This window comes from Streptomyces sp. NPDC030840 (genome assembly GCF_055572015.1).
In genome coordinates, this window is the sequence record NZ_JBVIEE010000001.1 from 436,781 (window position 1) to 457,959 (window position 21,179).

The 21,179-nt window shown below is 72.3% G+C and carries 19 protein-coding genes; 15 read left to right on the forward strand and 4 right to left on the reverse strand.

Translation table 11 applies throughout. From position 1 onward, the window contains the following. Window positions 1-239: 239 nt before the first annotated feature. Together ACZ49J_RS01800 and ACZ49J_RS01805 are read right to left on the reverse strand one after the other, a co-directional pair. Window positions 240-1,049, reverse strand: coding sequence for a DUF3097 domain-containing protein (locus tag ACZ49J_RS01800; protein WP_467447230.1), 810 nt, complete (start codon window positions 1,047-1,049; stop codon window positions 240-242). 34 nt (window positions 1,050-1,083) lie between these two features. Further along, on the reverse strand, window positions 1,084-1,863 hold the full coding sequence (locus tag ACZ49J_RS01805; protein ID WP_467447231.1) for an MBL fold metallo-hydrolase: 780 nt from the start codon (window positions 1,861-1,863) through the stop codon (window positions 1,084-1,086). A 257-nt stretch (window positions 1,864-2,120) separates the two neighbouring features. On the opposite strand from ACZ49J_RS01805, the gene hrcA reads away from it, so the two are divergent. The 5 genes from hrcA to ACZ49J_RS01830 all read left to right on the forward strand — a co-directional run bounded on the left by hrcA (window position 2,121) and on the right by ACZ49J_RS01830 (window position 7,313). After that, window positions 2,121-3,137, forward strand: coding sequence for a heat-inducible transcriptional repressor HrcA (hrcA, locus tag ACZ49J_RS01810; RefSeq protein ID WP_467447232.1), 1,017 nt, complete (start codon window positions 2,121-2,123; stop codon window positions 3,135-3,137). Then, entirely contained in the window at window positions 3,138-4,274 is a 1,137-nt protein-coding gene (dnaJ, locus tag ACZ49J_RS01815) for a molecular chaperone DnaJ (RefSeq protein WP_467447234.1), read from the forward strand. It begins immediately after the preceding gene. 289 nt (window positions 4,275-4,563) lie between these two features. Continuing rightward, entirely contained in the window at window positions 4,564-5,658 is a 1,095-nt protein-coding gene (locus ACZ49J_RS01820; RefSeq protein ID WP_467447235.1) for a nitronate monooxygenase, read from the forward strand. Then, on the forward strand, window positions 5,655-6,395 hold the full coding sequence (locus ACZ49J_RS01825; RefSeq protein WP_467447236.1) for a 16S rRNA (uracil(1498)-N(3))-methyltransferase: 741 nt from the start codon (window positions 5,655-5,657) through the stop codon (window positions 6,393-6,395). The genes ACZ49J_RS01820 and ACZ49J_RS01825 overlap by 4 nt, the downstream gene beginning before the upstream one ends. 354 nt (window positions 6,396-6,749) lie before the next feature. Continuing rightward, complete coding sequence (locus ACZ49J_RS01830) at window positions 6,750-7,313, forward strand: hypothetical protein (RefSeq protein ID WP_467447237.1); 564 nt, start codon at window positions 6,750-6,752, stop codon at window positions 7,311-7,313. Window positions 7,314-7,379: 66 nt separating this feature from the next. On the opposite strand, the gene ACZ49J_RS01835 is transcribed toward ACZ49J_RS01830, so the two are convergent. Beyond that, window positions 7,380-10,631, reverse strand: a complete 3,252-nt coding sequence (locus ACZ49J_RS01835; protein ID WP_467447238.1) for a S41 family peptidase — start codon at window positions 10,629-10,631, stop codon at window positions 7,380-7,382. A gap of 200 nt (window positions 10,632-10,831) precedes the next feature. On the opposite strand from ACZ49J_RS01835, the gene ACZ49J_RS01840 reads away from it, so the two are divergent. From ACZ49J_RS01840 to ACZ49J_RS01850, 3 genes are read left to right on the forward strand one after another with little or no spacing between them, the layout of a single operon-like run. Continuing rightward, window positions 10,832-11,185 (forward strand): histidine triad nucleotide-binding protein, encoded by a 354-nt coding sequence (locus ACZ49J_RS01840; protein ID WP_467447239.1) that lies wholly within the window; start codon window positions 10,832-10,834, stop codon window positions 11,183-11,185. A gap of 6 nt (window positions 11,186-11,191) precedes the next feature. Then, entirely contained in the window at window positions 11,192-12,097 is a 906-nt protein-coding gene (locus tag ACZ49J_RS01845; protein ID WP_467447240.1) for a ribonuclease Z, read from the forward strand. 20 nt (window positions 12,098-12,117) lie between these two features. Beyond that, window positions 12,118-13,110 carry an adenosine deaminase gene (locus ACZ49J_RS01850; RefSeq protein ID WP_467447241.1) on the forward strand — a complete coding sequence of 331 codons (993 nt, stop codon included), beginning with the start codon at window positions 12,118-12,120 and terminating at the stop codon, window positions 13,108-13,110. Between the two features lie 327 nt (window positions 13,111-13,437). On the opposite strand, the gene ACZ49J_RS01855 is transcribed toward ACZ49J_RS01850, so the two are convergent. Further along, window positions 13,438-14,253 carry an IclR family transcriptional regulator gene (locus tag ACZ49J_RS01855; RefSeq protein WP_467447242.1) on the reverse strand — a complete coding sequence of 272 codons (816 nt, stop codon included), beginning with the start codon at window positions 14,251-14,253 and terminating at the stop codon, window positions 13,438-13,440. Between the two features lie 318 nt (window positions 14,254-14,571). Between ACZ49J_RS01855 and ACZ49J_RS01860 the strand changes: the two genes are divergently transcribed. The 7 genes from ACZ49J_RS01860 (at window position 14,572) to ACZ49J_RS01890 (ending at window position 21,022) form a co-directional block, all read left to right on the forward strand. Beyond that, window positions 14,572-15,684: a carbohydrate kinase family protein gene (locus ACZ49J_RS01860; RefSeq protein ID WP_467447243.1), complete on the forward strand. Its 1,113-nt coding sequence runs from the start codon at window positions 14,572-14,574 to the stop codon at window positions 15,682-15,684. Window positions 15,685-16,037: 353 nt separating this feature from the next. After that, window positions 16,038-17,114: a PhoH family protein gene (locus ACZ49J_RS01865; protein WP_467447244.1), complete on the forward strand. Its 1,077-nt coding sequence runs from the start codon at window positions 16,038-16,040 to the stop codon at window positions 17,112-17,114. Window positions 17,115-17,126: 12 nt separating this feature from the next. Continuing rightward, window positions 17,127-17,624 (forward strand): rRNA maturation RNase YbeY, encoded by a 498-nt coding sequence (ybeY, locus tag ACZ49J_RS01870; protein ID WP_467447245.1) that lies wholly within the window; start codon window positions 17,127-17,129, stop codon window positions 17,622-17,624. Continuing rightward, entirely contained in the window at window positions 17,621-18,928 is a 1,308-nt protein-coding gene (locus ACZ49J_RS01875; protein ID WP_467447246.1) for a hemolysin family protein, read from the forward strand. Before ybeY ends, ACZ49J_RS01875 begins: the two co-directional genes overlap by 4 nt. Then, the gene (locus ACZ49J_RS01880; protein ID WP_467447247.1) at window positions 18,925-19,284 is read left to right on the forward strand and encodes an MmcQ/YjbR family DNA-binding protein; all 360 of its coding nucleotides are present in this window, start codon (window positions 18,925-18,927) and stop codon (window positions 19,282-19,284) included. Before ACZ49J_RS01875 ends, ACZ49J_RS01880 begins: the two co-directional genes overlap by 4 nt. A gap of 70 nt (window positions 19,285-19,354) precedes the next feature. Beyond that, the gene (locus tag ACZ49J_RS01885) at window positions 19,355-19,708 is read left to right on the forward strand and encodes a cytidine deaminase (RefSeq protein WP_467447249.1); all 354 of its coding nucleotides are present in this window, start codon (window positions 19,355-19,357) and stop codon (window positions 19,706-19,708) included. 228 nt (window positions 19,709-19,936) lie between these two features. Then, window positions 19,937-21,022 (forward strand): hypothetical protein, encoded by a 1,086-nt coding sequence (locus tag ACZ49J_RS01890; RefSeq protein WP_467447250.1) that lies wholly within the window; start codon window positions 19,937-19,939, stop codon window positions 21,020-21,022. The last annotated feature ends 157 nt before the right edge of the window (window positions 21,023-21,179 follow it).

A 21,179-nucleotide genomic window follows, 5' to 3' on the forward strand; every position in this document is an offset into this window, starting at 1 on the left:
GGCTGCGCCCCCAGACCCCCGCTGTCGGCCTTCGGCCTCGTCCTCAAACGCCGGACGGGCTGAAAGATTCAGCCCCTTGGGGGCACCTCCCAGCGGTAGCTGGGGGAGTTTGAGGAGCGGGGGTCCGGGGGCCGGCCCCCGAAACGGGGTCCGGGGCGGAGCCCCGGCGGGGTCGAAGGGGCGGAGCCCCTGGGGATGGGACGGGTAGGGGCGGCGGGGGCGAGGAAACCCCCGCCGCCTCACGCCGGTGCCGTCACGAAGTCGATCAGTTCCTCCACCCGCCCCAGCAACGCCGGCTCCAGGTCCTTGTACGAGCGCACCGAGCCGAGAATCCGCTGCCACGCCTCCCCGGTGTTCGCCACGCGCCACCCCAGCGCCCGGCACACCCCCGTCTTCCAGTCCTGCCCGCGGGGCACGCGCGGCCACGCCTCGATCCCGACGGCCGCCGGCTTCACCGCCTCCCAGATGTCGATGTACGGGTGGCCCACCACCAGCGCGTGCTCGCTCGTCACCGACTCGGCGATGCGCGACTCCTTGCTGCCCGGGACGAGGTGGTCCACCAGGACGCCGAGCCGGGCGTCGGGGCCGGGCGCGAAGTCCGCGACGATGGCCGGCAGGTCGTCGACGCCCTCCAGGTACTCGACGACCACGCCCTCGATGCGCAGGTCGTCGCCCCACACCTTCTCGACGAGCTCGGCGTCGTGGCGGCCCTCCACGTAGATGCGCCCGGCCCGGGCCACGCGCGCGCGTGCGCCGGGCACGGCGACCGAGCCGGAGGCCGTACGGGTGGGGCGTACCGGCGCGGACGCGGCGGGGCGTACCAGCGTGACCACCCGGCCCTCAAGCAGGAACCCCCGCGGCTCCAGCGGGAACACCCGGTGCTTGCCGAAGCGGTCCTCCAGGGTCACCGTGCCCGCCTCGCAGCGGATCACCGCACCGCAGAAGCCGCTCCCGGGCTCCTCGACCACCAGCCCGGGCTCCGCCGGGACCTCCGGGACGGGCTTGGACCTCTTCCACGGCGGGGTCAGGTCCGGCGAGTACTGGCGCATTCGGATGACGATACGAGAACCAGCCGGACACTCCTCACGACACGCCGAAGCGGCGTGCCAGCGCGTCCCGTTGCGCCCGGACGAACGCCGCGTCCACCACCGCCCCGTGCCCCGGCACGTACACCGCGTCCTCGCCGCCCAGCGCCAGCAGCCGGTCCAGCGCCGCCGGCCAGTGCGAGGGGACGGCGTCCGGGCCGGCCTGGGGCTCGCCGGACTCCTCGACCAGGTCGCCGCAGAAGACCACCTCCGGCCACGGCGACGAGCCGGGCACCAGCACCACCAGGTCGTGCGCCGTGTGGCCCGGCCCGACGTTCGCGAGGAGTACCTGCGAGCCGCCGCCCAGGTCCAGCGTCCACTCCCCGGAGACGTGGTGGCGGGAACGGACGAGGTGGTCCACGGCCTCGGCGGCCTCATCGGCGTCCAGGCCGTGGCGCACGGCGTCGGCGCGCAGTTCCTCGCGTGAGCGTGCGCCGGTGAGGACCGCGTCCAGGCCCACCGCGCCGAACACCTCCACTCCCGCGAAGGCCGCCGCTCCGAGGACGTGGTCGAAGTGCGGGTGGGTGAGCGCGAGATGTGTCACATCGCGGAGATCCGTCACATCACCGGGATCCGTTCCCTTGCCGTGGCGGCCCAGCAGCTCCCGCGCCTCCGCGCGCAACCGAGCGCCCTCCCGCAGACTCGACCCCGCGTCGACCATGAGAGCGCGGCCCTCGCCGACGACCAGCCCGGCCGTGCAGTCCCAGCCAGGGAGGCGGCGGCGCCCCACGTGCGGAGCCAGTTTCTCCCACCCGGCCTCTTCCCAAGTCACCGTCATACGCCGACGCTAGCCCCAGGCCCCCCACCCCGGCACGACGGGCCGCTCCTGTTCCGGCGCTCCGCGCGTACTCGCCAGTACGACATCGCGGGACACGTCGGTACACGTCGGCACGACGGGGCGTGGCCGCCCTTGCCGGGGCCGTACCCCGCCGCCGTACACTGGTGGGAATGCTGGCACTCGCCTGCGCTGAGTGCCAAGGGGAAGCCGCGAGGAGCGCGGGAACGCGCGAGACGGATGCTCTGGAGGTGTGCGCGATGCTCAGTGAACGCAGGCTCGAAGTGCTGCGCGCCATCGTCCAGGACTACGTGGGCACCGAGGAGCCGGTGGGTTCCAAGGCGCTCACCGAGCGGCACAAGCTCGGGGTCTCGCCGGCCACCGTCCGCAACGACATGGCGGCTCTCGAGGAGGAGGGCTACATCGCCCAGCCGCACACCAGCGCCGGCCGCATCCCCACCGACAAGGGCTACCGCCTCTTCGTGGACAAGCTGGCGGCGGTGAAGCCGATGACCGCCCCGGAGCGGCGCGCCATCCAGAACTTCCTGGAGGGCGCCGTCGACCTGGACGACGTGGTCGGCCGGACCGTACGGCTGCTGGCGCAGCTCACCCGGCAGGTCGCCGTCGTGCAGTACCCGTCGCTCACGCGGTCCACCGTGCGGCACGTGGAGCTGCTGTCGCTGGCACCCGCGCGCCTGATGCTCGTGCTGATCACGGACACCGGCCGGGTGGAGCAGAGGATGATCGACTGCCCGGCTCCGTTCGGGGAGAGCTCGCTCGCGGATCTCCGCGCGCGGCTCAACAGCCGCGTGGCGGGCCGCCGCTTCACGGACGTACCGCGACTCGTGGAGGACCTGCCGGAGGCCTTCGACCTGGAGGACCGCGGTACGGTCGCCACTGTGCTCTCCACCCTCCTGGAGACGCTCGTCGAGGAGAACGAGGAGCGGCTGATGATCGGCGGCACCGCCAATCTGACCCGCTTCGGACATGACTTCCCTCTCACGATCCGGCCGGTGCTCGAGGCGCTGGAGGAGCAGGTCGTGCTCCTGAAGTTGCTGGGCGAGGCGAAGGATCCGGGCGTGACCGTGCGCATCGGCCACGAGAACGCGCATGAGGGACTCAACTCCACGTCCGTGGTCTCGGTGGGCTACGGTTCGGGCGGCGAGGCAGTTGCAAAACTCGGCGTGGTCGGACCGACCCGCATGGACTATCCGGGAACGATGGGAGCAGTACGAGCGGTGGCACGTTACGTCGGACAGATCCTGGCGGAGTCGTAAGTGGCCACGGACTACTACGCCGTACTCGGCGTGCGCCGCGACGCGTCCCAGGACGAGATCAAGAAGGCGTTCCGGAGGCTCGCTCGCGAGCTGCACCCGGACGTCAATCCCGATCCGAAGACGCAGGAGCGGTTCAAGGAGATCAACGCCGCCTACGAGGTGCTGTCGGACCCGCAGAAGAAGCAGGTCTACGACCTCGGCGGTGACCCGCTGTCCCAGGCGGGCGGCGGGGGTGCGGGCGGCTTCGGCGCCGGCGGGTTCGGGAACTTCTCGGACATCATGGACGCCTTCTTCGGTACGGCGTCCCAGCGCGGCCCGCGGTCGCGCACCCGCCGGGGCCAGGACGCGATGATCCGGCTGGAGGTCGAGCTCGACGAGGCGGCCTTCGGCACGACGAAGGACATCCAGGTCGACACGGCCGTCGTCTGCACCACCTGCAGCGGCGAGGGCGCGGCCCCGGGCACGTCCGCCCAGACGTGTGACATGTGCCGCGGCCGCGGTGAGGTGTCGCAGGTGACCCGGTCCTTCCTGGGCCAGGTCATGACGTCCCGCCCCTGCCCCCAGTGCCAGGGCTTCGGCACGGTCGTGCCGAACCCGTGCCCGGAGTGCGCGGGTGACGGCCGTGTCCGGTCCCGCCGCACGCTCACGGTGAAGATCCCGGCCGGCGTCGACAACGGCACGCGGATCCAGCTCGCCGGCGAGGGCGAGGTCGGCCCGGGCGGTGGCCCGGCGGGCGACCTGTACGTCGAGATCCACGAGCTCCCGCACCCGACGTTCCAGCGTCGCGGCGACGACCTGCACTGCACGGTCACCATCCCGATGACGGCGGCGGCCCTCGGCACGAAGGTCCCGCTGGAGACGCTCGACGGCATGGAGGAGGTCGACATCCGCCCGGGCACCCAGTCGGGTCAGTCGATCCCGCTGCACGGTCGCGGTGTCACCCACCTCAGGGGCGGCGGCCGGGGCGACCTCATCGTGCACGTCGAGGTCACGACCCCGACCAAGCTCGACCCCGAGCAGGAGCGCCTGCTGCGTGAGCTGGCGAAGCTGCGCGGCGAGGAGCGCCCGATGGGACAGTTCCAGCCGGGACAGCAGGGGTTGTTCTCCCGCTTGAAGGACGCGTTCAACGGGCGCTGACCGCGGTGACCGTGGTGACCGCGCTCGTCACCGTGGTCGCTGACGGCTGACGGCTGACGGCTGACGGCTGACGGCTGACGGGTGCGGGGCGTGTTCCCGCGCCCGTCGGACGCTTGCGGAGGCATGCGCACTGCCGTCGGCCGACATGCGTGGACCGATATGCCGGGTGGCTTGATTTCGCCCCTGTTCGAAGTCCCCCACCGTCCCTGACACGTGCCCATGCCGTCGGCCTATGCCAGGCGGAAGGCCTGATTCGGACCTTGTGGGGAGGACGTGACACCATGCGTTCATGTCCTCCGCACTGACCGATCTCTTCCCCAGGCCGATCGTGCAGGCCCCCATGGCGGGCGGTGTCTCCGTGCCGCAGCTCGCCGCCGCCGTGTCCGAGGCCGGTGGGCTCGGCTTCCTCGCCGCCGGGTACAAGACCGCCGACGGCATGTACCAGGAGATCAAGCAGCTGCGGGGACTCACGGGGCGCCCCTTCGGCGTGAACCTCTTCATGCCGCAGCCCGAGTACGCCGACCCGGCCGCCGTGGAGGTGTACGCCAACCAGCTCGCCGGTGAGGCCGCCTGGTACGACGCCGAGCTGGGCGACCCCGACAGCGGGCGGGACGACGGCTACGACGCCAAGCTCGCCGTGCTCCTCGACAACCCGGTGCCGGTGGTCTCCTTCCACTTCGGCTGCCCCACCCCCGAGGTGCTCGCGTCCCTCGCCGCCAAGGGCACCCTGACCCTCGTCACGGTCACCACGGCCGACGAGGCGCTGGCCGTGGAGCACGCCGGGGCCGACGCCGTGATCGTGCAGGGCGTGGAGGCGGGCGGTCACCAGGGCACCCACCGCGACGACCCCGAGCGGGACTGCGCGGGCATCGGCCTGCTGTCCCTGGTCGCGCAGGTACGCGAGGCCGTCTCACTGCCGATCGTCGCGGCCGGCGGCATCATGCGGGGCAGCCAGATCGCCGCAGCCCTCGCCGCCGGGGCGTGTGCGGCGCAGCTCGGCACGGCGTTCCTCGTGACTCCCGAGTCCGGCGCGAACGCGCTGCACAAGCAGGCGATGACCAACCCTCTGTTCGTGCGTACGGAGCTCACGCGCGCGTTCTCCGGGCGCCCGGCGCGCGGTCTCGTCAACCGTTTCATGCGCGAGCACGGCCCGTACGCCCCCGTCGCCTACCCCCAGGTCCACCACCTCACCTCCGGACTGCGCAAGGCGGCGGCCAAGGCGGGTGACCCGCAGGGCATGGCGCTGTGGGCGGGACAGGGCCACCGGATGGCGCGGGCCCTGCCCGCGGGGCAGCTGGTGGAGATGCTCGCGGCGGAGCTGGCCTCCGCGCGGGCGGGGCTGTCCGGGTGCCCCGACGGGACGGCGGGAGGCGGCGACCGGTGACCGCGCCGGTGTTCGTGGTGGACCACCTGGGCGGTGCGGGGGCGGAGTTCGTCCTCGACGGTCCCGAGGGGCGGCACGCGGTGTCCGTGAAGCGGCTGCGGCCCGGTGAGGACGTGGTCCTCACGGACGGGCACGGGCGGTGGACGCAAGGCGTGGTGAAGGCGGCCGAGGGCAAGGACCGGCTGGTGGTCACGGACCTGCGGCCCGTGCGGGAGGAGCCCGTCGAGTCTCCCCGCGTCACGGTCGTCCAGGCCCTCCCCAAGGGAGACCGGGGGGAACTGGCCGTCGAGACGATGACCGAGACCGGGGTGGACGTGATCGTGCCCTGGGCGGCCTCGCGCTGCATCACCCAGTGGAAGGGCGAGCGGGGGCTGAAGGCGCTGGCGAAGTGGCGGTCCACCGCGCGGGAGGCCGGGAAGCAGTCGCGGCGGGTCCGCTTCCCGGAGGTCGCGGACACGGCGACGACGAAGCAGGTCGCCGCGCTGCTCGCGGAGGCGGACTTCGCGGGTGTGCTGCACGAGTCCGGTGACGAGGCGCTGGCGGGCGTCGAGCTGCCCGCCGCCGGGGAGATCGTGCTGGTGGTGGGGCCCGAGGGCGGGGTGTCGCCGGAGGAGCTGGCGCTGTTCGCGGAGGCGGGGGCTCGGCCGTATCGCCTGGGTCGGAGTGTCCTGCGGACGTCGACTGCCGGTACGGCGGCGGTGGCGGTGTTGCTGGCGAGGACGGGACGCTGGTCCTGAGGGGCGTTGTTTTCGCCCCCGCCGCCCCTACCCTCCCCCACTCTCGGCTTCGCTCGAGCGGGGGGACCCCCACCATCCCTGGGGGCTGCGCTCCCAGGCCCCCGCTTATCGGACTTGCGGCCTCGTCCTCAGACGCCGGACGGGCTGAGAATTCAGCCCCTTGGGGGCACCTCCCAGCGGTAGCTGGGGGAGTTCGAGGAGCGCGGTCCGGGGCGGAGCCCGAGCGGGGTTGAAGGGGCGGCGCCCCTGGGGACGGGTAGGGGCGGGCGGGGGCGCAGTCATGCGTGCGCCCGGAGCGGAGCGTGGCCGCATGCGGCCTACCGTGTCGCGGCGGGCGGTGGCAGGCTGCCGTCCATGGGGGTATTGAAGCGTGCGGGGCGACGGCTGGGCGGGCGACGGGTTCTGCTGGGCCTGGGGCTCGGCGTAGGCGCCGTCGTGGGCGTTTCCGCCTGTGAGACAGGCGGGTTGAACACCGCCGCCGTGGCGTTCACCACGGACCAGGCCGGCACTCGGGAGCTGGAGCGGAAGGGCGCCGACGTGCGGTGGCTCACCTGCACGGGGTCCTACGACGACAGCGGCACGGGCGAGGGCGGCAAGAAGACGCGATCGCCCTCCGCCAGTGCCAACACGGTCGTGAACGTCGACTGCAAGGGCGAGACCGACGACGGAAAGGACATCAGTCTCAAGGGGAAGGTGACACGGGAGGTCAACGGCAAGTGCGTCCGTGGCGACCTCACCGCCAGGATCGCCGGCAAGGAGTGGTTCCAGGTGAACGTCCTGGGCAACTGCGACGCGCCCGACACCACTCCCACCCCGCCCGGTGGCGACGACCGCCCCGGCGAACCCGGCCCGACCGTCACCGTGACGAAGACCGTCTACTGCCAGTCACGTCCCACGTGCTGGCCCGAGGGCAAGTAAGCCGAACAGGGGGCGGCCAGGGGCGGCGGAGGCGAGACCAGCCCCCGCCACCCGCTCCCGCGCCCCTTACAACTCCGGCAGCGGCGGAGCCGTCTTCGCCGGTGTCTCCTCCAGCGCCGCCAGCGCGAGGCGGATCGCCTCGTCCAGCTGCACGTCCCGCCCCGCCGCGTAGTCGTGTGGCGCCTGCACGACCTCCACATCCGGGTCGACGCCGTGGTTCTCGACATCCCAGCCGTAGCCCTCCAGCCAGAACGCGTACTTCGGCTGGGTGACGAGCGTGCCGTCGACGAGGCGGTAGCGGCTGTCGATCCCGATCACGCCGCCCCACGTCCGCGTACCGACCACCGGCCCGAGCCCGAGCGCCTTGATCGCCGCGTTCACGATGTCCCCGTCGGACCCGGAGAACTCGTTGGCGACGGCGACGACGGGCCCGCGCGGCGCGTCCATCGGGTAGCTGTACGGCCGCATCCCGCGCGGCACGTCCCAGCCCACGATCCGCCGGGCCAGCTTCTCGACGACGAGTTGTGAGGTGTGGCCGCCGCGGTTCTCGCGGACGTCGACGACGAGACCCTCCCGCGCCACCTCGATCCGCAGGTCGCGGTGGATCTGCGCCCAGCCCGGCGCCTGCATGTCGGGCACGTGCAGATAGCCCAGCCGGCCCCCCGACTTCTCGTGCACGTACGCCCGCCGGTCCGCCACCCACGCGTGATAGCGCAGGGGCTCCTCGTCGGCGACGGGCACGACGACCGTGTGCCGCGGGTCCCCGCCGCCCGCGGGCAGGATGGTCAGTTCGACGGGCCTGCCCGCCGTGCCGACGAGCAGCGGCCCCGGCCCGGCCACCGGGTCCACGGCCTGCCCGCCCACCGCGATGATCGCGTCCCCGGCCCGTACCGCCACGCCGGGCGCGGCGAGCGGCGCGTGCGCCTCGGGGTCGGAGGTCTCCGAGGGCAGGACGCGGTCGATGCGCCACAGGGGCGAGCCCTGGGGGCCGTCCTCGTGCCGGGAGATGTCGGCGCCGAGCAGCCCCTGCCGCCGGTCGCCCCATCCCCCGCCGCCGCGCGGGGTGACGTACGCGTGCGACGTACCGAGCTCGCCCTGCACCTCCCACAGCAGGTCCACCAGGTCGTCGTGGGTGGCGACGCGGGCCAGCACGGGCCGGTACCTGTCCAGCACACCGTCCCAGTCGACTCCGCCGAGGTCCGGCCGCCAGAAGTTGTCCCGCATGAAACGGCCGGTCTCGTCGTACATCTGGCGCCACTCGGCGGCCGGATCGACGGTCTGCCGTACCCGCGCGAGGTCGACGGTGATGTTGGTGTCACTGTCCTCGTCGTTGGAGGCGCGCCGGTCGCTGGGGACGACCTTGAGCTTGCCGTCGGTCCACAGCAGCACCCGCTTGCCGTCGCCGCTGACCGCGAACCGCTCGGCGTCGGAGGCCAGGTACTCGACGCGCTGCTGGGCGAGGTCGTACCGCTCCAGGGAGGTCTTGGGGTCCGGGTCGTCGGGCGTGGCCCGCGAGTGGCCGAGCACGCCGCGCACCGGGTGCCGCAGCCACAGCACGCCGTCCTTGGCGGCCTTCAGGTCCGTGTAGCGCGCGGCCTCGACGGGGAACGGCACGATCCGGTCGCCGAGCCCTTCGAGGTCGATACGGGTCGCGGGGGCGCCCTCGCTGTCCGGGGTCTCCTCCTTCTCGGGCGCCTCGAAGGGGCGGCCGTGGCGCTGTGGCCCGAAGGGCGAGGGGGTGGTCGCGGCGAGCGTGATGAGGTGCGGACGTGAGCCGCCGACGAAGGCCAGGTCGAAGACGTGTTCGTCGTAGACGGGGTCGAAGGAGCGCGCCGACAGGAACGCCAGGTGCTTGCCGTCCAGCGTGAAGGCGGGCGAGTAGTCCCGGAAGCGGAGCGGGGTCGCCTCGGTCACCGACAGGTCGGCGGTGTTGGCGAGTTTGAGCTGGCGCAGGGGGTTCGGGCCGGGGTGGGACCAGGCGAGCCAGGCGGAGTCGGGCGAGAAGACCAGGCCGGAGACCTCGCCGTCCTCGCTCCGGTCGACCTCGCGCACCTCGCCGCTCTCCCGCTCCACGAGCAGGACGCGCCCGTCGTGCGAGGCGACCGCGGCCCGGCTGCCGTCCGGGGCCATGGCGAGTCCCAGCACCCTCCCCAGCTGCCCGGCGGCCAGCCGTCGTGGGGTGGCCCCGGGCGCGACTCCCGTCGCCGGGGCGAACTCCAGGGCGTCGTCGCCCTCGGCGTCCGTCACCCACACCACCCACTCCTCGCCGTCGGCGCGGAAGGTGATCGGCAGCCGGGCCCGTACGCCGTGCTCGGCGGCGAGCGCGCGGGTGGGACCGGACCGGTGGGTCACCCAGTGGACCGCACCCCGCACGGAGATGGCGCTGCCCCGCCCGGTGTGGTCGGGCGAGCCCGCGCCGAACCAGTGGCTCGCGTTCACGGGATGCGGCTGCAGGTCGGCGCGCTGCCCGCCGAGCCGGATGTCCAGCCGCCGCGGCTCGGCGCCGTCCAGGTCGTCGAGGAGCCACAGCTCACCGGCGGACGCGTACACGACGCGCGTCCCGTCGGTGGCGGCGTGCCGGGCGTAGAAGCCGTCGATCGCCGTGTGGCGCCGCAGATCGGACCCGTCGCCGAGGGACGAGTAGAGGGCCCCGACCCCTTCGTGGTCGGAGAGGAAGGCGACCCGTTCCCCCACCCACATGGGGTACTCGAGGTTCCCGTCGAGCTCGGCATGCAGCCGGACGAACTCCCCGACGCCGGTACCGGACTCCTCGCCGCCGCCCCGCTCGATCCACAGCTTGCCCGCCGTGCCGCCGCGGTACCGCTTCCACCAGGCCGCCTCACGGCCCATGGGCGCGGACAGCAGGACGGTGCTCGGCCCGTACGCGACGTGGCCGACGGGCCCGTACGGCAGGGTGGTCGCCGGTCCGCCGTCGAGCGGGACGGCACGCGCCCAGCTGCGCCGGAGGCTGGCCTGGCCCTGTGTGCTGAGCGCGAGGACCTCGCCGTCGGGTGTCCAGCCGCGCACCTGGGTCCGCCAACTGCCCCAGTACGTCAGGCGTGTGGACGGGCCGCCGTCGATGGGGGCGACGTGGACCTCGGGGGCTCCGTCGCGGGTGGAGCTCCAGGCGACGGTGGTGCCGTCCGGGGAGATGCGCGGATGGTTGACGGGGACGTTGTCTGCGCTGACCCGCCAGGCTCGGCCGCCGTCGAGAGGAGCGACCCAGACGTCGTCCTCGGCGGTGAAGGCGACCGATTCGCCGTGCAGGTGCGGAAAGCGGAAATACGCGGGAGATGCAGAGGCTGCAGGCTGTGTCACCAGGTCACTCTAGGCAGCGGCCGCCGTTCACGGGAGGGGTTTTCAGGGCCGACCCCCGGAATTGGGGGTCCGGGGAGCACGGCCCCTCGCCGGCGTCGAAGAGGCGGAGTCCCTGGGGACAGCACGGGCAGGGGCGGCGGGGCCGGCCGACGCCTCGCTACGATGCCCGTACGTGATCAATCGTCGGCGAGGAGGCGCGCATGGCAGGGGAGCCGCAGGACGACTGCCTGTTCTGCAAGATCGTGGCGGGACAGATCCCGGCGACCGTGGTCCGGGAGACGGAGACGACCGTCGCGTTCCGGGACATCAACCCCCAGGCACCGACGCACGTGCTGGTCATCCCGAAGGTGCACTACCCCGACGCCGCCTCCCTCGGCGCCGCCGAGCCCACCGTCGCCGCGGACGTACTGCGCGAGACCGCCGAGGTGGCCGCGGAGGACAAGCTGGAGAGCTACCGCGTCGTGTTCAACACCGGCAGTGGCGCCGGACAGACCGTCTTCCACGCGCACGCGCACGTCATCGGCGGGCGCGGGCTCGCATGGCCTCCCGGGTAAGTCGCCGTGTCCGTACGCGAACTGGTGGTCCTCGGTACCGCCAGCCAGGTCCCGACCCGCCACCGCAACCACAACGGGTACGTGCTCCGCTGGGACGGCGAGGGCATCATGTTCGACCCCGGTGAGGGCACGCAGCGGCAGATGCTGCGTGCCGGGGTCGCCGCGCACGACCTGCACCGGATATGTGTCACCCACTTCCACGGGGACCATTCGCTGGGCCTCGCCGGTGTCATCCAGCGCGTCAACCTCGACCGCGTCCCGCACGACGTCACCGCGCACTACCCGCGCTCCGGGCAGCGCTTCTTCGACCGGCTGCGGTACGCGACCGCGTACCGCGAGACCGTGCGGCTGACCGAGGCGCCGGTCGAGGAGGACGGCGTGCTCGCCGCCACCCCCGCGTACAGCCTGGAGGCGCGCCGGCTCTCCCACCCCGTCGAGTCGTTCGGGTACCGGCTCGTCGAGCCCGACGGGCGGCGCATGCTGCCGGAGCGGCTGGCCGCGCACGGGATCAAGGGGCCGGACGTCGGGCGGATCCAGCGGGAGGGGGCGCTCGGGGGCGTCTCGCTGAGCGACGTGAGCGAGGTGCGGCGCGGGCAGCGGTTCGCCTTCGTCATGGACACCCGGTTGTGCGACGGCGTGTACGCGCTGGCCGAGGGGTGCGACATGCTCGTCATCGAGTCGACGTTCCTCGACGAGGACGCGGAACTCGCGGAGGAGCACGGCCACCTGACAGCCGGTCAGGCCGCCCGCGTGGCGCGGGAGGCCGGCGTGCGGCACCTCGTGCTGACGCACTTCAGCCAGCGGTACACCGAGCCCGAGGAGTTCGCACGGCAGGCGCGGGCCGCCGGGTTCGAGGCGGAGCTGACGGTGGCGCACGATCTGCTGCGAGTGCCGGTTCCGAAGCGCAGATGAATCGGCCGTACGATGCCGTGATGCCCCTCCCCAAAGCTGAACTGCACCTGCACATCGAAGGCACCCTGGAGCCCGAGCTGGCGTTCGCGCTGGCCGCGAGGAACGGGGTCGCCCTGCCGTACGCCGACACGGAGGAGCTCCGGGAGGCGTACCGGTTCGAGGATCTGCAGTCCTTCCTGAACCTGTACTACGAGCTCATGGCCGTCCTGCGGACCGAGCGGGACTTCGAGGACCTGGCCGACGCGTATCTCGCCCGGGCCGCCGCGCAGGGGGTGCGGCACGCCGAGATCTTCTTCGACCCTCAGGCCCACATCGCGCGGGGCGTGGGGATGGGGACCGTGGTGGAGGGGCTGTGGCGTGCGCTCGGCCGCAGCGAGGAGACGCACGGCGTCTCCACCCAGCTGATCATGTGCTTCCTGCGGGACGAGTCCGCCGAGTCGGCGATGGAGACGCTGGACGCCGCGAAGCCCTATCTCGACCGGATCGTGGGCGTCGGACTCGACTCCGCGGAGGTCGGGCATCCGCCGGTGAAGTTCCGGGAGGTCTACGAGGCGGCGGCCGCGCTGGGGCTGCGACGGGTCGCGCACGCGGGGGAGGAGGGCCCGCCGTCGTACATCGTCGAGGCGCTGGACGTGCTCGGGGTCGAGCGGATCGACCACGGCCTGCGGTGCGTGGAGGACGAGGCGCTGGTGGAGCGGCTCGTACGGGAGCGGGTGCCGCTGACGCTGTGTCCGCTGTCGAACGTCCGGCTGCGCGCGGTGGACACGCTCGGTGACCACCCGCTGCCCGCCATGCTGGACGCGGGCCTGCTGTGCACGGTCAACTCCGACGACCCGGCGTACTTCGGCGGCTACGCCGGCGACAACTTCGACGCGGTGCGCGCGACGCTGGGCCTGAGCGAGGAGCGCCTGCGCGACCTGGCCCGCAACTCGTTCGTCGCCTCCTTCCTGGAGCACGACGAGGAGCGGCGCCGCCGGTATCTCGCCGAGGTGGAGGCGTACGAGTTCGGGTAGGGCGGGGGCGTTCTCGTCTGCCGGGTTCTGTGCGGGGGCGGCTGCGGGTGTGTTGTGGCTGGTCGCGCCGTTCCCCGCCCCAATGGGGCGCGGGGCCCGCGGGGCGTTGGGTGGCTGCGGCTCCGTTGCGGCTTGGGCGCCTGCGGTTTGTTCGTGGGTCGGGGGCGCGCGTACGCGGCTGCGGGTGCGTGGGGGCGGGCGTTGCCTTCGGTGCGTTGCGGCGTCGGGGGGGGCGGGGCTTTCAAGGGGCGCGGGGAACTGCGCGACAAGCCACGACGAACCAGCGGTCGCCCACAAACGGAACCCGGCAGACGATAGCGCGCAGGCTCAACGCCAGTTGACCGCACCCGACGCCCCGGGCGTCGCCGCCTCGACCTTCGCCCGGATCTCCCGCATCACCGCGACGATCCGCTCCTCATGGCTAGCGGAGAGCCGGGCCACCGGCACCGAGCAGCTGATCGCGTCCTGGGCGGGAGCGTCGTAGCGCAGGGCGAAGCCGAAGCCGACGATGCCGGGGACGCCCTCCTCCCGGTCCACGGCGTAGCCGCGCGCACGCGTGGCCGTGAGGTCGGCCAGGAGGGACTCGCGGGTGGTGTGGGTGTTGGGGGTCAGCCGGGCGTACGGAGGGTCGGGGAGTGCCTCGTCGGGGCGTTCCGCCAGGAGGGCCTTGCCCAGGGCGCCCGCGTGGGCGGGGAGGCGGCGGCCCACGCGGCTGATCGTACGCAGGTACTCGTGGGACTCCCGGGTCGCGAGGTAGGTGACGTCCGCGCCGTCCAGCCGGCCCATGTGAATCGTCTCGCCGAGCGCGTCGGAGGCCTCGTCGAGGTAGGGGCGCACGACGCGGACACGGGGGTCGGAGTCCAGATAGCTCGTGCCGGTGAGCAGGGCGCGGATGCCGATGCCGTAGAGCGAGCCCGTGGCGTCCGTGCGGACCCAGCCGCGGCCGATCAGGGTCTGGAGCAGGGCGTACATGGAGCTGCGGGGGACCTGGAGCTCGTCCGCCAGTTCCTGCAGGCGCGCGGGACGGTCGCCGCGGGCGGCCAGGAGCTCCAGGAGGTCCACCGTCCGGGCGGCGGACTTCACCTCGCGCACACCGCGCTCGTCCGTGCGCTCGTCCGTGCGCTCGTCCGTGGGTTCCGACATGAGCAGATCGTAAGGCGACCGCGCACGACCATTGACGGATGGTGTTCGCGTATCCAGCTCACGTTCGAGGGCGGCAGGGTCGCCGTCTCCGACGCGCCGGGCCTCGGCGTCGAGGTGGACCGCGCGGAGGTGGAGCTCCTGCACCGGCGGTGGCTGCCCCGCTGGCAGGGCGGTACCGCTCCCGGACGCGGTGGCCGCCTCGCCAGGGGGCGCGTGCGCGGTCGTACGGCGCGGGGGGAGGCTCCGGCGTGAGGGGCGGCGCCGTGTGAGGCGGTTGGTGCACACTGGCCTGATCCGCACCATGCCAGGGAGCACACCGTGACCGCGTCCAAGGGAGAGCGAACGCACCACCGGCCCCAGGTCGACCCCCTCGCCGCCCTGCGCACACCGGGCGACCCGCCGAGGGACGTGTACCTCACCGGCACCGTCTTCCTCGACATCGTCTTCACCGGGCTCGACTCCGCCCCCGTGCGCGGGACCGAGTCCTGGGCGCGCGGGATGGGGTCGAGCCCCGGCGGCGTGGCGAACATGGCGACCGCGCTGGCCAGGCTCGGCCTGCGCACGTCCCTGGCGGCGGCCTTCGGGGACGACCACTACGGGGAGTACTGCTGGGACGCGCTGGAGCAGGGTGAGGGCATCGACCTGACCCCGTCCCGCACGGTCCCCGGCTGGCACTCTCCGGTCACCGTCTCCATGGCCTACGAGGGCGAGCGCACCATGGTCTCGCACGGCCACGAGCCGCCCCCGGAGGAGACCGCGCCGGAGTGCCCGCCCCTCGCTCGCGCCGCCGTCGCGTCCCTGACGCCCGGAGTGCGCGCCCCCTGGATCGCGCAGGCCGCCGGCAAGGGGACCCGGATCTTCGCCGACGTCGGCTGGGACGACACCGGGCGCTGGGACCTGGCGGGCCTCGCCGACCTCGAACACTGCGAGGCGTTCCTGCCCAACGCGGCGGAGGCGATGCGCTACACCGGGGCCGACTGCCCGCGGGCGGCCGCGCACGCCCTCACCCGGCATGTGCCGCTCGCCGTGGTCACCCTGGGCGCGCAGGGGGCGTACGCCGTGGACGGGCGGACCGGTGAGACCGCCGAGGTGCCGGCCATCGCCGTCGAGGCGATGGACCCGACGGGGGCGGGGGACGTGTTCGTGGCGGGGTTCGTGACCGGGACACTGGCCGACTGGCCGCTCGCGGACCGGCTGGCCTTCGCCGGACTGACGGCCGCGCTGTCCGTGCAGGAGTTCGGCGGGTCGCTGTCGGCTCCCGGGTGGTGCGAGATCGCCGCGTGGTGGCGGCGGGTGCAGTCGCTGGAGGGGCAGGATCCGGCGGCGCTGCGGCGCTACTCCTTCCTGGACGGCCTGTTGCCCGAGGAGGCGGTGAGCCCCTGGCCGTTGCGGAGGGCTGTGCCGACGATCGGGTTCCGCCGGTCGGCGTGAGCGCGCGCGGCGGTCGACCCGGGGGTTCTCTCGCCCCGCCGCCCCTACCCGTCCCTCCCCCACTCTCGGCTCCGCTCGAGCGGGGGGACCCCCATCCGGGGCTCCGCCCCGGACCCCGCTCCTCGAACTCCCCCAGCTACCGCTGGGAGGTGCCCCCAAGGGGCTGATGAATCAGCCCGTCCGGCGCTTGATCGAAAGAGGATCGGTCCGGGGCGCGGCGCCCTGCTGCCACCCGACCGGTGGAAAAGTCCTACGGTCTTGTCAGTCCCCCGGCGTACCCTGGAAACCGCCAGACCGCCCATGGGGCGGGCGAGATGTACGAGGAGGACGAGCAAGGCCTACAGAGCCGGCCCATGACTCAATCACCCACAGCTCACACCTCCGCGCAGGAGCAGGCGAGAGCGCAGTTCACCGTTCCGGCCGCACACCCCATGGTGACCGTGCTGGGTTCCGGGGACCGTCTCCTGCGCGTGATCGAGAAGGCCTTCCCGGCGGTCGACATCCATGTCCGGGGCAATGAGATCAGCGCGGTCGGCGAGGCCGGTGAAGTCGCCCTTGTCCAGCGCATGTTCGACGAGATGATGCTGGTGCTCCGCACCGGGCAGCCGATGACGGAGGACGCAGTGGAACGCTCGATCGCCATGCTCAGGGCGAGCGAGAACGGGGAGAGCGACGGCCAGGAGACCCCGGCCGAGGTGCTCACACAGAACATCCTGTCCTCGCGCGGCCGCACGATCCGCCCCAAGACGCTCAACCAGAAGCGGTACGTCGACGCCATCGACAAGCACACGGTCGTCTTCGGCATCGGTCCCGCCGGTACGGGCAAGACCTACCTCGCCATGGCCAAGGCGGTGCAGGCCCTGCAGTCCAAGCAGGTCAACCGCATCATCCTGACCCGCCCGGCGGTGGAGGCGGGGGAGCGGCTCGGCTTCCTGCCCGGCACGCTGTACGAGAAGATCGACCCCTACCTGCGCCCGCTGTACGACGCGCTGCACGACATGCTGGACCCGGACTCGATCCCGCGGCTGATGGCCGCCGGGACCATCGAGGTCGCGCCCCTGGCGTACATGAGGGGCAGAACGCTTAATGATGCCTTCATCATCCTGGACGAGGCCCAGAACACGAGCCCCGAGCAGATGAAGATGTTCCTCACCCGCCTCGGCTTCGACTCGAAGATCGTGATCACGGGTGATGTCACCCAGGTCGACCTGCCGGACGGGACGAGGAGCGGTCTGCGCCAGGTGCAGGAGATCCTGGAGGGCGTCGAGGACGTCCACTTCTCGCGGCTGTCGTCCCACGACGTCGTACGGCACAAGCTGGTGGGCCGTATCGTCGACGCGTACGAGAAGTACGACAGCAGGAACGGCACGCAGAACGGCACCCACAAGGGCGGCCGCGGCAAGGCCGGACACGGGCACAAGGGGAAGTAGACCAGCACGACCATGTCGATCGACGTCAACAACGAGTCCGGAACCGAGGTCGACGAGCAGGCGATCCTCGACATCGCCCGCTACGCGCTCGCACGGATGCGCATCCACCCGCTCTCCGAGCTCTCGGTGATCGTCGTGGACGCCGACGCCATGGAGCAGCTGCACATCCAGTGGATGGACCTGCCCGGCCCGACGGATGTCATGTCCTTTCCCATGGACGAGCTGCGGCCGCCGGCCAAGGACGACGACGAGCCGCCGCACGGCCTCCTCGGCGACATCGTGCTGTGCCCCGAGGTCGCCGAGAAGCAGGGCAGGGAAGCGGAGACGCAGCACACCATGGACGAGGAGCTCCAGCTGCTCACCGTCCACGGCGTGCTGCACCTGCTCGGTTACGACCACGAGGTGCCGGACGAGAAGGCCGAGATGTTCGGCCTCCAGGCGGCCATCGTGGACGGCTGGCGCGCGGAGAAGGGTCTGACCGGCCCTTCCCCGGCCCCCACCGTGTCATGAGCGCATCGCTCGTCACCGGCGCCGTCGCCCTGGTCGTCGTCGCCTGGCTCGCCGCCTGCGCCGAGGCGGGCCTCGCGCGGGTCTCCAGCTTCCGCGCCGAGGAGGCCGTACGGTCCGGGCGGCGCGGCAGCGCCAAGCTCGCCCAGGTCGCGGCCGACCCCACCCGCTACCTCAACGTGGCGCTGCTGGTCCGTGTCGCCTGCGAGATGGCGGCCGCCGCGCTGGTCACGTACGCCTGCCTGATGGAGTTCGACAAGACGTGGGAGGCCCTGGTCGTCGCCATCGGCGTGATGGTCCTCGTGTCGTACGTCGCCGTCGGGGTCTCGCCGCGCACGATCGGCCGCCAGCATCCGCTGAACACGGCGACGGCGGCCGCGTACGTGCTGCTCCCGCTGGCCCGGATCATGGGCCCGATCCCGCCGCTGCTGATCCTCATCGGTAACGCGCTCACCCCCGGCAAGGGCTTCCGGCGCGGTCCCTTCGCCTCCGAGGCCGAGCTGCGCGCGCTGGTGGACCTCGCCGAGAAGGAGTCCCTGATCGAGGCCGAGGAGCGCCGCATGGTGCACTCCGTCTTCGAACTCGGCGACACCCTCGTCCGTGAGGTCATGGTCCCGCGGACCGACCTGGTCGTCATCGAGCGCTACAAGACCATCCGCCAGGCCCTCACCCTCGCCCTGCGCTCCGGTTTCTCCCGCATACCGGTCACCGGCGAGAGCGAGGACGACATCGTGGGGGTGGTGTACCTGAAGGACCTGGCCCGCAAGACGCACATCAGCCGCGACGCCGAGAACGAGCTGGTCTCCACCGCCATGCGGCCCGCGGCCTTCGTCCCCGACACGAAGAACGCGGGTGACCTGCTGCGCGAGATGCAGCAGGAGCGCAACCACGTCGCCGTCGTCATCGACGAGTACGGCGGCACGGCCGGCATCGTCACCATCGAGGACATCCTCGAGGAGATCGTCGGCGAGATCACCGACGAGTACGACCGCGAACTGCCCCCGGTGGAGGAGCTCGGCGAGGACCGCCACCGCGTGACGGCCCGCCTCGACATCGGCGACCTCGGCGAGCTGTACGGCATCGAGGCCTACGACGACGAGGACGTCGAGACGGTGGGCGGCCTGCTCGCGAAGGCGCTGGGACGCGTGCCGATCGCCGGTGCCTCCTCGGTCGTCCCCCTCCCGGACGGCCGGGAGCTGCGCCTGACCGCCGAGGCCGCCGCCGGCCGCAGGAACAAGATCGTCACGGTGCTCGTGGAGCCGATCGGGCCGTCCGAGCCCGTGGAGGAGGAGAAGGAGTCCGAGTGACGCCCCAGGAACTGCGCGCGTTCTGCCTCTCCTTCAACGCGGCCGTGGAGGACTTCCCGTTCAACCCGGAGACCTCCGTCTTCAAGGTGCTGGGCAAGATGTTCGCCCTGTCGTACCTGGACGGCCGCCCGCTCACCGTCAACCTCAAGTGCGACCCGGAGGACGCCGTACGCCTGCGCGCCGAGTACGAGGGTCTGATCATCCCCGGCTGGCACATGAACAAGCGCCACTGGAACACGGTCACGGTCGACGGCGACCTCCCGGACCGCGTCGTCCGCGAACTCATCGAGGACTCCTACGACCTGGTGGTGGCCGGGTTGCCGCGCGCGGAGCGGCTCCGTCTGGACCGCTCCTGAGGACGGCTCTTCGCGTGGGGTGACCCGCCTGGGTGTGACGGTGGTTCCGGCGCGTACGTATGCTCGGGACATGACCGACAGCAGCACGCTCGACCCCGAGGACCGCAAGATCGTCACCCTGGCCCGTTCGGCCCGGGCCCGTAACGGGGTGCCCGAGGGGGCGGCCGTACGGGACGAGACGGGGCGTACGTACGTGGCCGGGACCGTCGCCCTCGACTCGCTGCGGTTGAGCGCGCTGCGTACGGCGGTCGCCATGGCCGTGGCGTCCGGGGCGAAGTCCCTGGAGGCGGCCGCGGTGGTGACGGAGGCGGAGAGCGTACCGGAGGAGGACCGGGCGGCGGTGCGGGACCTCGGTGGTGCGGAGACTCCGGTGCTGGTCGCGGGGCCGGATGGTGCGGTGCGGGGGACCGTGACGGCGGGCTGAAGCGTTCGGGCCGAGGCGTTGGGGCGGGCGCCACGACGTGGCGGTGCGCCGCAGAGCGCACCGCACTCACCTGACCGAAACCGTACCTCTCCCTGCATGTGACGCATTGACCCCACAGTGTCATCGCGGTTGCATGCATGCGGGCCTCCGGTGGAGAGCTGGAGGAGGGACCGTGTCCCGCATGGGGGGAAAATGGGGAGAAACGCGAACGGGAGCACCACCAGACGTGTGCGGGCAGGCCTGAGCGTGGCGGTCGCGGTCTGCGCGGTCACGGCGGTGCTGCCCGCAGCCGCTTCGGCTGAGCCGATGACACTGCCGGGCGTCGCGAGCGAGAGCGGAGCCGGGGTCGAGCGGATCAGTGTCGCGACCGACGGCACCCAGGGCGACGGCGACTCCGCCGGCGCCACGATCACGGCCGACGGCCGGCGTATCGCCTTCTCGTCGTCGGCGAACAACCTCACACCCGACAACAGGATCACAGGCGAGAAGGTGCTCGTACGCGACCAGCATGCGAGCCGGACCAGTCTGATGAGCACCAACGCGTCCCCGATCGAACGCCCGGTGATCAGCGGTGACGGGCAGTACGTCGCCCTGTGGGGGCTGCGGTTCAGAGACACGAAGGTCTTCCTGTCCCAGGTGAGCTCGGGGAGCACGATCAGCCTCAACTGCTCCGGCCTCAGCTGCAGCCAGCCGTCGCTGAGCGCGGACGGCCGCTACATCGCCCACGTCGCCACCTTCACTCGGCCGCCGTCCCGGCAGCGCATCGAGGTACGGGACTGGCAGGCCGACACCACGCAGACCGTCGCCGAGATCATCCACCCCGTCTCGGCCCGTCCGTCCATCAGCGGCGACGGCCGCTTCGTCGCCTACCAGGACGCCCTGGCGGAGGACGTCTTCGTGTGGGACCGGACCGACGGCACCTCCTCCGGCCCGATCGACGGCTACTCCAAGGCGGCGACACTCGTCCAGATCAGCAAGGAGGGCGGCAAGGTCGTCTACCTCTCGGGTTCCGACACCTACGTCCACGACGAGAGCTCGGGCACCGACCAACTGGTGCCGAACGTGCGGGGCGTGGCCATCGATCCCACCGGCCGCTATCTGCTGTACGCCCCACACGACACGAACGGACCGTCGCTCACGCTGCGCGACCTGGAGACGGGCACCGACGAGATCGTCTCGAACCAGCCCGCCTCGGCCGGGACCGACGCGGTCAGCGCCGGCGGGCGCGACGTGGTCTTCACGTCCACGGCCGACGACATCGTGCCCGGCGACACGAACGGTAAGTCGGACGTCTTCGTCCGCCGCTTCTACTGATTGCCCCGGCTGCTCCGACAGCCGGCGGAGCCCCCGCGCTGGAGTGGATCGGCCGGTAGGCGGGGCGCCGAGTGGGGTGAAAGTCGTCCGCGCGCGACAGAGCCCCACGGCGACGGAGACCACACCGCCGGACAGAATGACGTAATCCGCCTCAAAC

What these genes read in the sequence shown, in the direction of transcription:
- ACZ49J_RS01800 (WP_467447230.1), bottom strand. Translation starts at nt 1,049, where the DNA reads ATGCGCCAGTACTCGCCGGACCTGACCCCGCCGTGGAAGAGGTCCAAG.
- ACZ49J_RS01805 (WP_467447231.1), bottom strand. Translation starts at nt 1,863, where the DNA reads ATGACGGTGACTTGGGAAGAGGCCGGGTGGGAGAAACTGGCTCCGCAC.
- hrcA (WP_467447232.1), top strand. Translation starts at nt 2,121, where the DNA reads ATGCTCAGTGAACGCAGGCTCGAAGTGCTGCGCGCCATCGTCCAGGAC.
- ACZ49J_RS01820 (WP_467447235.1), top strand. Translation starts at nt 4,564, where the DNA reads ATGTCCTCCGCACTGACCGATCTCTTCCCCAGGCCGATCGTGCAGGCC.
- ACZ49J_RS01830 (WP_467447237.1), top strand. Translation starts at nt 6,750, where the DNA reads ATGGGGGTATTGAAGCGTGCGGGGCGACGGCTGGGCGGGCGACGGGTT.
- ACZ49J_RS01840 (WP_467447239.1), top strand. Translation starts at nt 10,832, where the DNA reads ATGGCAGGGGAGCCGCAGGACGACTGCCTGTTCTGCAAGATCGTGGCG.
- ACZ49J_RS01850 (WP_467447241.1), top strand. Translation starts at nt 12,118, where the DNA reads ATGCCCCTCCCCAAAGCTGAACTGCACCTGCACATCGAAGGCACCCTG.
- ACZ49J_RS01855 (WP_467447242.1), bottom strand. Translation starts at nt 14,253, where the DNA reads ATGTCGGAACCCACGGACGAGCGCACGGACGAGCGCACGGACGAGCGC.
- ACZ49J_RS01865 (WP_467447244.1), top strand. Translation starts at nt 16,038, where the DNA reads ATGACTCAATCACCCACAGCTCACACCTCCGCGCAGGAGCAGGCGAGA.
- ybeY (WP_467447245.1), top strand. Translation starts at nt 17,127, where the DNA reads ATGTCGATCGACGTCAACAACGAGTCCGGAACCGAGGTCGACGAGCAG.
- ACZ49J_RS01875 (WP_467447246.1), top strand. Translation starts at nt 17,621, where the DNA reads ATGAGCGCATCGCTCGTCACCGGCGCCGTCGCCCTGGTCGTCGTCGCC.
- ACZ49J_RS01885 (WP_467447249.1), top strand. Translation starts at nt 19,355, where the DNA reads ATGACCGACAGCAGCACGCTCGACCCCGAGGACCGCAAGATCGTCACC.